This window comes from Paracoccus sp. KR1-242, assembly GCF_049446195.1.
Taxonomy (GTDB): Bacteria; Pseudomonadota; Alphaproteobacteria; order Rhodobacterales; family Rhodobacteraceae; genus Paracoccus; species Paracoccus broussonetiae.
In genome coordinates, this window is sequence record NZ_JBMSED010000013.1 from 136,903 (window position 1) to 149,368 (window position 12,466).

Below are 12,466 nucleotides of genomic sequence, written 5' to 3' on the forward strand. Positions count from 1 at the left end.
GGAACGCTGATGAACGTCATGGTTGATATTCAGGAGAACCGGTGTGTGCGTATTGTTTTCAGCAATGGCATTCAGACGGTGATAGACGGCCTTGATTTTTCCGCCGCCGCCCAAGCCGAGCTTTTCGAAGATGCAGTAAACATTAGCCAAGGTGCTGCTCCAATATCGCTGTCGGTCAGTGTCGGGCCCATGCAATCCACGGTCGTTAACACTTATACAAACCGAACAGCAGAGTGCAACGATGGGCCGGGCGGTTATCCGCCTGTGTCAGGCGCGTCGAATGCACAATTTCAGGATGTGCACGCGGTGGGGTAGGCATGCACGATGCCCACAAGGCCCCGGCCCGCAATCGCAGTTCTTTTTCCCAACCCTGCCGGGGACGACAGAGCGGCGCCGAACAGTCCATCCACTGCGCGCGGAGGTCCGCTTGGCTCGCCAATTACTGGTTGCAGTCCGTTCGATTCGCTGCGAACTAACTGCTGCACAAGCTGAAAGGGGCAACATGTTCGGGATCGAGCGTCCGACGGCCGAGGAGCACAACCTACTCTCTCAGGGTGGGCTTGACGATCACAACATGTACTGGGCCTGGAGCAAGTTTCGCACGAATTTCGGCGACTGGATCGGTCCCTATCTCTATCTGAAAAAGACTGGAGTGAAACCGCGCCTTGCAACCGCTGCGGTCGTGAAACCTCCGCGCGTCGTACATTTCACATGCGGGAGTATTCTTCAGCAAATTCAATCCCCCGATGTGGCCATCGTCTGGGGATCAGGGATCATGGATTTTTCCAGATCCTTCGCCCGGCCGAAGGAAATTCACGCTGTTCGGGGACCTTTGACACAAAAGCGTCTTGAACAGATGAAATATGATGTTCCGGACGTTCTCGGCGATCCCGGTATCTGCATGCCGAAATTCTATTCTCCGAAAACGACGGAGAAGAAATACCGGATCGGCATCATTTCTCATGTCGTCGACACGCCTTTCTGGCGCAGCATCGAGAAGTTTCTGCCGGAAGGGGTCAAGGTCATTTATCTGAATGGCCGCTTCGATGCCGCGATTGACGATATTGCCGCCTGTGAATTTACCGTCTCATCATCGCTGCATGGCGTGATCATATCCCATGCCTACGGCGTTCCATCGGCCTGGGCGGATTCCTGCACCCGGCCACTGGCCGGAGACGGAACCAAGTTCGCCGATTACTTCCAGTCCGTCGGCCTTGACCTGACCGAAGCAGACCGGGTGTCGATCAGGTTTCCTTTCCGCCCCGAGGATTATCGGGATGCGGCGTCCTTCCCTCCGGTCGATATGGGCAGGATGGCCGACCGCCTGCTAGAGGCATGTCCGTTCTGACCTGGGGCCAGGGGAACGGGAAGTCCATCATTCAATTTCACAGATCAGTGGCTGGGGTCGAATGGCTGAAAACCTAAGACAGGTCGTCGATATCGTCGGTGACTCTCATACCATGTTCTTCAAGTCCGATCTGCGGATCCTGCGTCGCATCGGGGTGAACCGGGCGATCCGCTACATGCCGCGTGTCCAGCAGGTGAACGGTGCTTCGTTGACCGGGGTGCGCAAATACGCCTCGACCCTGCGGCTCAAGGAGATCATCGAAGAGAAGGCCAAGACCTCGTCCCATATGGTTGTGTCGCTTGGACAGGTCGACCTGGAACTGGGGTTCTACTACCGTCAGGTGGTCAAGGGCGAAACGTGGCAACCGGCGGATTATGTCGAGTTTCTGGCCGATATCTACAAGGGTTTGCTGGAGGGGATCGGCGGGACCGGGTGTCAGGTCGCGCTGAAGGGCGTCAACCTGACGGTCCTTTCCACGCGCCTGTTTTCGAAGCGCTATCTCAGCCGCATCCTGACCGAGAAATCTCCGGACACCAGGGCCGAGGCCGAGGCGAAACTGACTGGACTGATGCTGGGCGAACCCGCGCAGAACGCATTTCACCTGGCCTTCAATGCCCGCATCGCGGGATTGGCTGCCGAGCACGGCGCGCGTTATTTCGACATCAATGACCGGGTGGCCGCGCGCAATCCCCGTGGCGTGATCCTCCAGCCCATGCGGCTTGCGACGGCACATCAACCGATCGCCTTCGATCACCACCTTGCGCCGACCATTCACGTTCACCGGGCGCATTTCGATGCTTTGCAAGCCGTGTTCCAACAGACCGGGGCCACAAAAGCCGCGGATCTTCATGTGGTTGATGGGGTAGGGGTCTGACATGTGCGGGATCATTGGCATTCTTGGGGGTCACGAGGTTTCTCCGCAGCTGGTCGAGGCGTTGAAGCGTCTTGAATACCGGGGCTATGACAGTGCGGGCGTGGCGACGGTGGACGGGTCGGGTCGGCTTGACCGGCGCCGGGCGGTGGGCAAGCTGGTGAACCTGTCGGATCGTCTGGTGCATGAGCCTTTGCCGGGCCATGCCGGGATCGGGCATACCCGCTGGGCCACGCATGGCGCGGCGACCGAGGCGAATGCCCATCCCCATCGCCACGGTCCGGTGGCGATCGTCCATAACGGCATCATCGAGAATTTCCGCGATCTTCGGGACGAGGTCGTGGCGCTTGGCCTGACCCCGGAATCCGAAACCGACACGGAAATCGTGGCGCTGCTGACGGCCTGGCACATGTCCCAGGGCAAGTCCCCGGTCGAGGCCGCGCGGGCGACGCTGGCGCGGCTGCGGGGCGCCTTCGCGCTGGCCTTCCTGTTCGAGGGCGAGGGCGACCTGATGATCGCCGCGCGCAAGGGCAGCCCGCTGGCGGTGGGCCATGGCAAGGGCGAGATGTTCATCGGCTCGGACGCGGTGGCGCTGGCGCCCTTCACCGACCGCATCACCTATCTGGAAGATGGCGACCACGCGGTCATCACCCGCGAAGGCGCCGAAATCTTCAATGCCGCGGGGGCGCCCGCCAATCGTGAACTCCAGCAGATCGATGTCGGCGCGACCCAGATCGACAAGGGCGGCTATCGCCATTTCATGGCCAAGGAGATCGCCGAGCAGCCGGTGGTGCTGGGCGATGCGCTCAGCCATTACATCAAGGAGGACCGGATCGTCCTGCCCGAGGCGATCGATTTCCGCGATGTCGACCGGCTGACGCTGGTGGGTTGCGGCACCGCCTTCTATGCGGCCTCGGTGGCGCGCTACTGGTTCGAAAGCCTGGCCGGGCTACCCTGCGACCTGGATGTGGCGTCCGAGTTCCGCTATCGCGAGCCGCCGCTGTCGCCGAAAAGCTGGGCCATGTTCATCAGCCAGTCAGGCGAGACCGCCGACACGCTGGCGGCGCTGCATTACGCCCGCGACAAGGTCGCCCGGACGGTGGGGGTGGTGAATGTGGGGACCTCGGCCATCGCGCGGGACGCCGACATCGCGCTGCCGACGCTGGCGGGGATCGAGGTCGGCGTGGCCTCGTCCAAGGCCTTCACCTGCCAGCTTGCGGTGCTAGCGGTTCTGGCGCTGAAGGCGGCGCATGACCGCGGCCGGCTGGACGATGCCGGGCTGCGCGCCCATCTGGCGGACCTGCGCACCCTGCCGGGGCTGCTGAACCGGACGCTGGCGACCAGCGAGGAATGCCGCGCCCTGGCGGGCTGGCTGTCCGAGGCGCAGGACGTGCTTTATCTTGGCCGCGGCCCGCTTTACCCGGTGGCGCTGGAGGGGGCGCTGAAGCTGAAGGAGCTGAGCTATATCCACGCCGAGGGCTATGCCTCGGGCGAGCTGAAGCACGGCCCGATCGCGCTGATCGACCGCAACGTGCCGGTGGTGGTGGTCGCGCCGCGCGACGCGCTCTTCGAGAAGACGGTCTCGAACATGCAGGAGGTGATGGCCCGCCACGGCCAGGTGCTGCTGATCTCGGATGCCGAGGGCATCGAGAAAGGCGGCCACGGCGTCCATGCCAGCCTGGCCATGCCCAGCGGCGGCGGCGCCTTCCAGGCCATCCTTTACGCCGTGCCCATGCAATACCTTGCCTATCACACCGCCGTCGCAAAGGGCACCGACGTCGACCAGCCGCGAAACCTCGCTAAATCCGTTACCGTCGAGTAGCCGCCTTGCACCCGCGGACGCGGACCCCATTTTCCGGAGGTTCCCGCCGTCTCGCATTTCGCAAAGCCATGCTGTATAGACGCCGCGCGCCGCCCTTTCCGGGCGGTGTTCGCCATTGATCGATGCCCAGGTTCTCCTTTGATTCGGAGGTCGCGGGATGGCGATGGAATCCGACGACAACCAGCAAGGACAGGGCCAAGTCAGAGGCCGAAAACAGTGCTCAACATGGCCGATACAGTGAACTTCCCGACCCTGAACGACAGCGCCAGGTTGTCGGTTGCCCCGATGATGGACTGGACCGACAGGAATTGCCGGGTCGTTCATCGCACCCTGTCGCGGCGCGCCCTGCTTTATACCGAGATGGTGACCGCGCAGGCCGTGATCCACGGGGACCGTGGCCGGCTTCTGGATTACTCGGCGACCGAGCATCCTCTGGCGTTGCAGCTTGGCGGTTCCGAACCGCTGCTGCTCGCGGAAGCCACTCGGATTGCGTCCGACTGGGGCTATGACGAGATCAACCTGAATGTCGGCTGTCCCAGTGATCGCGTGCAATCAGGCTGTTTCGGGGCGGTCCTGATGACCATGCCGCAACTCGTGGCTGATTGCGTGCAGGCGATGATGCGGGCGACCACGACAGAGATCACGGTGAAATGCCGTATCGGTGTCGACGACCAGATCCCCGAGGATGTGCTGCCCGCCTTTGTCGCGCTGATGCGCGACAGCGGGGTCCGGCGCATCGCGATCCATGCCCGCAAGGCCTGGCTGAAGGGATTGTCCCCGCGCGAGAACCGCGAGATTCCTCCGCTCGACTATCCGCTGGTCCATCGCATGAAGGCAGAGTTTCCGGACCTGCACCTCTCCATCAATGGCGGCATCGCCTCGCTTGACGAGGTGCGTGGGCACCTGCAGGTCATGGATGGCGCGATGGTCGGTCGTGCGGCCTATCACCAGCCTTGGGACATTCTCGGCACTGCGGATGCGCTGTGGGACGAGGAACCCGCCTTCACCGATCCCCTCGATGCAGCTTTGGCTTTGCGACCGGTGATCGACCGCCATCTGGCCGAAGGGGGGCGCCTTCACCAGTTCGGCCGTCACATGCTGGGGTTGTTCCACGGCCGTCCCGGGGCACGCGGCTGGCGGCGGCTTCTGTCCGAGGGCGCGTCACGTGCGACCGACCGAACCGAGGCGCTGGCGGTCTATGACGCCGCGCTGGCCGAAGTCCGGGGCTGAGACTGCCGGGCCGTCAGGCCCGTTCGGCCGCCTTGGCTTCGTTCCACAGCGCGTCCATCTCGGTCAGGTCACTGTCCTCGGGGCGACGACCGCTGGCAGCCAGGGCCGCCTCGACCGAGCCGAAGCGGCGAGTGAACTTGGCATTCGCCAGGCGCAGCGCCTCTTCGGGGTCGATGTCCAGATGCCGGGCCAAATTCGCCATGACGAAAAGCAGGTCGCCGAATTCCTCGGTCAGATGGGCGTGATCGCCGCTGTCCCGCGCCTCGACCAGTTCCGCAGTCTCTTCCTGGATCTTTGCCAGAACCTCGGCCGGGCCGGGCCAGTCAAAGCCCACCCGCGCGGCGCGGTTCTGCAACTTCAGCGCGCGAGTCAGGGCGGGTAGTCCCAGCGCCACGCCGTCCAGCACGCCTTTTTCGGCTTTCGCCGCGCGTTCCTTGGCCTTGATCGCCTCCCAATCCTTGATCTGCTGTTCGGCAGACTTGTCGCGGGATTCGTCGCCGAACACATGCGGGTGACGCGAGATCAGCTTGTCCGACACCGCTGCGACCACGTCGGTGAAGTCGAACATCCCGGCTTCATCGGCCATCTGGGCGTGGAAGACGACCTGAAGCAGCAGGTCGCCCAACTCTCCGGGCAGTTCGTCCCATGCTTCGCGGGCAATGGCATCGGCGACCTCGTGCCCTTCCTCGATGGTGTAGGGGGCGATGGTCGCGAATGTCTGCTCGACATCCCAGGGGCAGCCGGTCTTGGGATCGCGCAAAGCCGCCATGATCGCCAGAAGCCCGGCAATTCCCGTATCAGGGACCGCCGCGATCCGCTGTGCCAATGCGCCAAGCGCAGCATCCTGAGCCATGGTTCATCCCTTTCTGGTCCGCTTTGCCCTGACCTGCCACAACGGCGGCGGGCTGTCCACGCAAACACCGGTGACAAACCTTTCGGCAACTGGCGCACACGTTATCCCGCAGTTTCTTGCCAACCCACCGGCACATGGCTACGGTGCGCGCCAATTCCGCCGGGGGATCTCCCGGAGAATGATCAGAGAAGGGATCAACCCATGTTCGTGACCCCCGCCTATGCACAAGCGGCTGCCGCTCCGTCGGGCGCTGCCAGCCTTGCTTCTTTCCTGCCGCTGATCCTGATCTTCGTGATCATGTATTTCCTGATGATCCGCCCGCAGCAAAAGCGCGCGAAAGAGCATCGTGCCATGGTCGAGGCGGTGAAGAAGGGCGACGAAGTCATCACCCAGGGCGGCCTGATCGGCAAGGTCACCGCGGTCCGCGAGAACGAGCTTGAGGTCGAGATCGCCCCCGGCGTCAAGACGCGCGTCGTCCGTTCGTCGATCACCGGCGTGGTGAACCGCACCGCCCCCGCCGCCGCGAACAGCTGAGGCCGACTGCCCGATGCTTCACATCCCTGCCTGGAAACGCGTGCTGATTCTGGGGCTGATTGCCCTGGGTCTGCTTTATGCGATGCCGAACCTGTTCTACTCGCGGGTCGAATCGCATAACGATGCCATCGCCAACATGGAACGCACGGGTGTCGAGGCACCCGAAGACCTGGCCGCCCGCGCGGGCTGGCCAAGCTGGCTGCCCTCGGGGCTGGTCAACCTTGGCCTCGACCTTCGCGGCGGCGCCCATCTTCTGGGCGAGGTTCATGTCGCCGATGTCTACAAGGCACGGATGGATGGCCTTTGGCCGGAACTGCGCGACGCCCTTGCGGCGCAACGCGACACCTTGGGCTCGATCCGCCGCGTCGCGGGCGCGCCCGATCAGCTGACGGTCGAGATCGGCAATGCTGACCAGATTGCGCGCGCGGTCGAAATCGCGCGCGGGATGGCGACGCCCGTCACCTCGATCAGCGGGGCAGGGCATACCGACCTTGACGTCAAGGGCAGCGGCAACCGACTGGTCGTCCAGCTGTCAGATGCCGAAAAGGCCGCCAGTGATGACCGCACGGTCCAGCAAAGCCTTGAGATCATCCGCCGCCGTATCGACGAGGTCGGGACGCGCGAGCCGACGATCATGCGCCAGGGCAAGGACCGCATCCTGATCCAGGTGCCCGGCATCGGTTCGGCCGAGGAACTGAAGCAGCTGATCGGCACCACCGCCAAACTGACCTTCAACCCGGTCGTTGGACGTGGAACCGATGCCAATGCCCGCACCGCCGCGGGGCAGGTGGTCCTGCCGTCGATGGATGAGCCGGGTGTCTATTACACGCTGGAACAAAGCCCAGTCGTCACCGGCGAGGATCTGACCGACGCGCGGCCCAGCTTCGACCAGAACGGCCAGCCCGCGGTCGATTTCCGGTTTGGTCCCTCGGGCGCCAAGCGGTTCGGGGCCTATACCTCGTCGAATATCGGCCAGCCCTTCGCCATCGTCCTGGACAACCAGGTGATTTCGGCCCCGGTCATCCGGCAGGCGATCACCACCGGCTCCGGGCAGATCTCGGGTTCGATGAACGTCGATGCATCGACCCGCCTTGCGGTCCTGCTGCGCGCGGGTGCGCTGCCGGCCGAGATGACCTTCCTTGAGGAACGGACCATCGGGCCGGAGCTGGGGCAGGATTCGATCGATGCCGGGCGGCTTTCGTCCATCATCGCGACGGTCGCGGTCGTGGCCTACATGATCGCAAGCTACGGCCTGTTCGGCGTTTTCGCCTCGATCGCGGTGACAATCAACGTCATCCTGATCCTGTCGGTCATGTCGATGATGGGGGCGACGCTGACATTGCCCGGCATCGCGGGGATCGTGCTGACGGTCGGGACCGCGGTCGACGCGAACGTCATCATCTATGAGCGCATCCGCGAGGAATTGCGCCGCGGCAAGCGCGTGATGAAGGCGATCGACGATGGCTTCAACGAGGCGATGAGCGCGATCATCGACGCGAACGTCACCTCCTTCATCGCAGCCATGGTAATGTTCTTCCTGGGCTCTGGCCCGGTCAAGGGCTTCGCTGTCACGCTGACCATTGGTCTTGTCACCTCGGTCTTCACCGCGATCTTCCTGACGCGCCTGATGATCGTGTTCTGGCTTGAACTGCGCAAACCCAAAGAACTCATTCTGTAAGGGGGCAGAAATATGGCATTCCGTCTGAAACTGGTCCCTGACGAGACCCACTTCAACTTCTTCCGCTGGCAATGGCTAACTTTCGGCGTGTCGGCGGCGGCCATGGTCGCCTCGGTCATCATCACGCTGGTGATGGGCCTGAACTTTGGCATCGACTTCAAGGGCGGCACCACGATCCGGACCGAAAGCCCGACCGCGTTCGAGGTCGGCGACTATCGGCAGGCGCTGGAGAAGCTTGACCTTGGCGATGTGCTGATCACCGAGGTCTTCGACCCCAGCTTCGGCACGACCAAGCATGTGGCGATGATCCGCATCGGGACAACGGACCAGACCGGCTCGGTCACGCCCGAGCAGCTGAACGAGGTCCACAGCGCGCTGCAGACCGTCGATCCGCAGATCGCTTTCGCCGCCGTGGAATCGGTCGGTCCCAAGGTCTCGGGAGAACTGATCCTGACCGCGTTCTACGCGGTGGGTGCCGCCACGATCGCGATCATGTTCTATATCTGGCTGCGGTTCGAATGGCAGTTCGCACTGGGCGCCGTGGTCTCGATCCTGCATGACGTGCTGCTGACGGTCGGCATCTTCTCGCTTCTGCAGCTGAAGTTCGACCTGACGACCATCGCGGCCTTGCTGACGACGCTGGGTTATTCGGTGAACGACACGGTCGTCGTCTTCGACCGGCTGCGCGAGAACCTGATCAAGTTCAAGACCATGCCGCTGATCGACGTCATGAACCTGACCGTGAACGAAACGCTGTCGCGCACGGTGATGACCGCCGTGACGACTGCGCTTGCCCTGACGGCCATGTATGTCTTCGGTGGTGACGTGATCCGCGGCTTCGTCTTCGCGATGCTGTGGGGCGTGTTCGTCGGTGCCTATTCGACGGTCTATGTCGCCAAGAACATCGTGCTGTGGCTGGGCGTCAAGCGTGACTGGTCCAAGCCGGACCGCAAGGAGGCCAAGGACGAGATCCCGGCCGCCTTCCGGGACGCGCCCTGATGTCGGCGATGACGCCCACGGAATTTCTTGGGGTCGTGCCGGTCGACGGCTATGGCCCCGGATTCTTCCGGGTCGGTGGCGTGGTCCATCACGGCGCGATCCTGGTCACGGCCGAGGGCGTGACGCCCTGGGCCGGGCTGGAGGATACGGCACCGCTTCTGGCTTTGGCCGGCAAGGTCGATGTCCTGTTCATGGGAATGGGCACGGACGTGGCCTTTCCGCCCGCCGCGCTGCGCGATGCGCTGGACGCGGTCGGGATCATGGCCGAGCCGATGAACTCTCCTTCGGCTGCGCGCAGCTATAACGTCACGCTGGCCGAGGGCCGGCGCGTCGCCTGCGCGCTGCTTCCCGTATGAGCCTGCTGGCAGTCCGTGACCTTGCAATAGCGCGGGGCGGGCTCTCAGTGATCGAGGGGCTGGACTTCACCCTTGCCACGGGTGAGGCGCTGGTTCTGCGCGGCCCGAACGGCGCGGGCAAGACCACGTTGCTGCGCACCTTGGCGGGCCTGCAGCCGCCGCTTTCGGGTCAAATCGACTGCGAGCCGGAGCAGATCGCCTACGCCGGGCATTCGGACGGGTTGAAGCCCGCCCTGACGGTCGCGGAAAACCTGAACTTCTGGAGCGCGGTTTTCGGCGGTTCCGCGATTGGCCCGGCGCTTTCCGCAATGAACCTTGCCGAACTGGCCCCGCGGCCCGCGCATCGCCTGTCCGCCGGGCAGAAACGGCGGCTGGGGCTGGCCCGGCTGATGGTCACTGGCCGGTCGATCTGGCTTCTGGACGAACCGACGGTGTCGCTGGACACGGCCTCGGTCGCGCTGTTCGCGGCGATGCTTCGCGGGCATCTGGCCAACGGAGGAGCGGCTCTGGTCGCAACGCATATCGACCTGGGCCTTGCCGAGGCGCGTGTGCTGGACCTGTCCGGCTTTCGCGCGGATCCGGGTCACAGGGCCGCGCGGCCTGCGGGCTTCAACGAGGCCTTCGCATGAACGCGCTTCTGTGGCGGGATCTGCGGCTTGCGATGCGCGCGGGTGGCGGGTTCGGTCTGGGCGTCGCCTTTTTCCTGATCGTCTGCACGCTGGTCCCATTCGGCGTCGGTCCTCAGGGCGGGACGCTTGCACTGATCGCTCCCGGCATCTTGTGGGTCGGCGCACTGCTTGCCTGCCTGCTGTCGCTGGACCGCATCTTTGCGCTGGATCACGAAGATGGCAGCCTTGACCTGCTGGCCACCGCGCCCCTGCCGCTTGAGGGAGTCGTCGCGATCAAGGCGCTGGCCCATTGGCTGACCACGGGACTGCCGCTGGTGGTCTTCGCACCCGTCCTGGGGGTTTTGCTGCATTTGCCGGGAACGGCGCAGGGTTGGCTTCTGCTGTCGCTGCTGCTGGGAACACCCGCGCTGTCCATGCTGGGGGCTTTTGGCGCAGCGGTGACGGTCGGGCTGCGCCGGGGCGGCCTGTTGCTGTCGCTGCTGGTCCTTCCGCTTTACATTCCCACCCTGATCTTCGGGGCCGAGGCGGTGCGACGTGGTGCCACCGGCGCGGATCCCGTGACACCCCTGGTCTTTCTGGCCGGGATCACCCTTGCCACGCTGGCCGTGATACCCTTTGCTGCTGCCGCGGCGCTGCGGGTCAACCTGCGTTAGGCACGAAGCAAAGCAGAAGAGGGGGGCGGGACGCCCCGGAAGCAGGAAATCAGCCATGTCGATCTGGGAATACGCAAATCCCGTCAAGTTCATGCGAAGCTCTGCCGCGCTGCTGCCATGGGTCGTGGCGGGGGCGGCGATCTGCACGACCGTCGGTCTGGTCTGGGGCTTCCTGACGCCGCAGGATTACCGGCAGGGCGCGACCGTGAAGATCGTCTTCCTGCATGTGCCGGCCGCGCTGATGGCGATCAATATCTGGCTGATGATGCTGGTCGCCTCGATCATCTGGATCGTGCGCCGCCACCATGTCAGCGCCTTGGCCGCCAAGGCCGCCGCGCCGGTCGGCGCGGTGATGACCCTGATCGCGCTGATCACCGGGGCGATCTGGGGCCAGCCGATGTGGGGGACATGGTGGGAATGGGATCCGCGCCTGACCTCGTTCCTGATCCTGTTCTTGTTCTATCTTGGCTATATCGCGCTCTGGGAGGCGGTCGAGGATCCTGACAGCGCCGCAGACCTGACCGGCGTGCTTTGCCTTGTTGGCTCGGTCTTTGCCCTGCTGTCGCGCTATGCCGTCAACTTCTGGAACCAGGGGCTGCATCAGGGCGCGTCCCTGTCCGTCGCGCCGGGCGAACGGATGTCCGCTGTCTATCGCTATCCGCTTTACCTTTCGATGCTGGGATTTTTCCTGCTGTTCCTGGCGCTGCTGCTGATCCGCACCCGGACCGAAATCCGCCGCCGCCGTCTTGCGGCCCTTCTGGCACGGGAGAACCGGGCATGATCGACTTTGGTAAGTATACCGCCACCGTGCTTGCGGCCTATGGCATCAGCCTTGTGCTGCTGCTGGGCATCATCCTGCAAACCTTGCGTGCCAATGCGCGCGCGCGCCGCGAACTTGAGGAGCATGAGCGCCGTGGCTAAGATCTCCCCCTTGATGGTTCTTCCGCCGCTGGTCTTTGCGGGGCTGGCAGGCATGTTCCTGTGGGGCATGGGCCGCGACAACCCCGAAGAGGTTCCCTCGGCGCTGATCGGGCGAGAGGCGCCGTCGGTCGGCGTGGAAACCCTGCCGGGCAAGACCCAACTGACGGATGAGATGCTGCGCCAGCCGGGCGTGAAGCTGGTGAATTTCTGGGCCAGCTGGTGCCCGCCCTGCCGGGCCGAGCATCCGACCTTGACCGAGCTGTCGAAGGACATTCCCGTCTATGGCATCGACCTGAAGGACCCCGAGGCGAACGCCTCGACCTTCCTGGCCGAGCATGGCGACCCCTTTCATGCGCTGGCGACCGATCCCCGAGGTCGGATCGCCATCGACTGGGGCGTGACCGCGCCGCCCGAAACCTTCATCATCGATGGAGAGGGGCGGATCCTTTACCGCCATGCCGGCCCGCTGGTGCGCGAGGATTACACCAACCGCTTCCTGCCCCAGCTGGAAAAGGCGCGCGCGGCGCAGTAGCGGCCAGAAATGGCCGGGAAATGACGGTTGCGGGGGCGCC

At 64.1% G+C, this 12,466-nt stretch carries 15 protein-coding genes; 14 read left to right on the forward strand and 1 reads right to left on the reverse strand.

The window, feature by feature from the left end:
- The first annotated feature begins 9 nt into the window (after positions 1-9).
- From ACO2Q4_RS19320 to dusA, 5 genes are all read left to right on the forward strand, one after another.
- On the forward strand, positions 10-315 hold the full coding sequence (locus ACO2Q4_RS19320) for a hypothetical protein (RefSeq protein WP_423321234.1): 306 nt from the start codon (positions 10-12) through the stop codon (positions 313-315).
- A 187-nt stretch (positions 316-502) separates the two neighbouring features.
- A complete protein-coding gene (locus tag ACO2Q4_RS19325; protein ID WP_423321236.1) occupies positions 503-1,348 on the forward strand; it encodes a polysaccharide pyruvyl transferase family protein in 846 nt (281 codons plus the stop codon).
- A 61-nt stretch (positions 1,349-1,409) separates the two neighbouring features.
- Positions 1,410-2,222: a hypothetical protein gene (locus ACO2Q4_RS19330; protein WP_423321238.1), complete on the forward strand. Its 813-nt coding sequence runs from the start codon at positions 1,410-1,412 to the stop codon at positions 2,220-2,222.
- A gap of 1 nt (position 2,223) precedes the next feature.
- Positions 2,224-4,041 (forward strand): glutamine--fructose-6-phosphate transaminase (isomerizing), encoded by a 1,818-nt coding sequence (glmS, locus tag ACO2Q4_RS19335; RefSeq protein ID WP_423317133.1) that lies wholly within the window; start codon positions 2,224-2,226, stop codon positions 4,039-4,041.
- Between the two features lie 225 nt (positions 4,042-4,266).
- Positions 4,267-5,271, forward strand: a complete 1,005-nt coding sequence (dusA, locus tag ACO2Q4_RS19340) for a tRNA dihydrouridine(20/20a) synthase DusA (RefSeq protein ID WP_423321239.1) — start codon at positions 4,267-4,269, stop codon at positions 5,269-5,271.
- 13 nt (positions 5,272-5,284) lie between these two features.
- Here dusA and mazG read toward each other — a convergent pair whose 3' ends face one another.
- Positions 5,285-6,124 (reverse strand): nucleoside triphosphate pyrophosphohydrolase, encoded by an 840-nt coding sequence (gene mazG / locus ACO2Q4_RS19345; RefSeq protein ID WP_395135775.1) that lies wholly within the window; start codon positions 6,122-6,124, stop codon positions 5,285-5,287.
- Between the two features lie 201 nt (positions 6,125-6,325).
- Between mazG and yajC the strand changes: the two genes are divergently transcribed.
- Genes yajC through ACO2Q4_RS19390 form a run of 9 tightly spaced genes read left to right on the forward strand, consistent with a single transcriptional unit; the run spans position 6,326 to position 12,426 of the window.
- Positions 6,326-6,658, forward strand: coding sequence for a preprotein translocase subunit YajC (gene yajC, locus ACO2Q4_RS19350; RefSeq protein WP_423321241.1), 333 nt, complete (start codon positions 6,326-6,328; stop codon positions 6,656-6,658).
- Positions 6,659-6,671: 13 nt separating this feature from the next.
- Positions 6,672-8,336 carry a protein translocase subunit SecD gene (gene secD, locus ACO2Q4_RS19355; RefSeq protein ID WP_311761563.1) on the forward strand — a complete coding sequence of 555 codons (1,665 nt, stop codon included), beginning with the start codon at positions 6,672-6,674 and terminating at the stop codon, positions 8,334-8,336.
- Positions 8,337-8,348: 12 nt separating this feature from the next.
- Positions 8,349-9,335, forward strand: a complete 987-nt coding sequence (gene secF / locus ACO2Q4_RS19360) for a protein translocase subunit SecF (RefSeq protein ID WP_311761564.1) — start codon at positions 8,349-8,351, stop codon at positions 9,333-9,335.
- Positions 9,335-9,691, forward strand: a complete 357-nt coding sequence (locus ACO2Q4_RS19365; protein ID WP_311761565.1) for an Mth938-like domain-containing protein — start codon at positions 9,335-9,337, stop codon at positions 9,689-9,691. Before secF ends, ACO2Q4_RS19365 begins: the two co-directional genes overlap by 1 nt.
- Complete coding sequence (ccmA, locus tag ACO2Q4_RS19370; RefSeq protein WP_423321244.1) at positions 9,688-10,320, forward strand: heme ABC exporter ATP-binding protein CcmA; 633 nt, start codon at positions 9,688-9,690, stop codon at positions 10,318-10,320. Before ACO2Q4_RS19365 ends, ccmA begins: the two co-directional genes overlap by 4 nt.
- Entirely contained in the window at positions 10,317-10,973 is a 657-nt protein-coding gene (gene ccmB, locus ACO2Q4_RS19375) for a heme exporter protein CcmB (protein ID WP_311761567.1), read from the forward strand. Before ccmA ends, ccmB begins: the two co-directional genes overlap by 4 nt.
- 55 nt (positions 10,974-11,028) lie before the next feature.
- Positions 11,029-11,754 carry a heme ABC transporter permease gene (locus tag ACO2Q4_RS19380; protein WP_423321246.1) on the forward strand — a complete coding sequence of 242 codons (726 nt, stop codon included), beginning with the start codon at positions 11,029-11,031 and terminating at the stop codon, positions 11,752-11,754.
- Positions 11,751-11,894 (forward strand): heme exporter protein CcmD, encoded by a 144-nt coding sequence (gene ccmD, locus ACO2Q4_RS19385; RefSeq protein ID WP_311761569.1) that lies wholly within the window; start codon positions 11,751-11,753, stop codon positions 11,892-11,894. The genes ACO2Q4_RS19380 and ccmD overlap by 4 nt, the downstream gene beginning before the upstream one ends.
- A gap of 13 nt (positions 11,895-11,907) precedes the next feature.
- Positions 11,908-12,426 (forward strand): DsbE family thiol:disulfide interchange protein, encoded by a 519-nt coding sequence (locus tag ACO2Q4_RS19390; RefSeq protein ID WP_423321315.1) that lies wholly within the window; start codon positions 11,908-11,910, stop codon positions 12,424-12,426.
- The last annotated feature ends 40 nt before the right edge of the window (positions 12,427-12,466 follow it).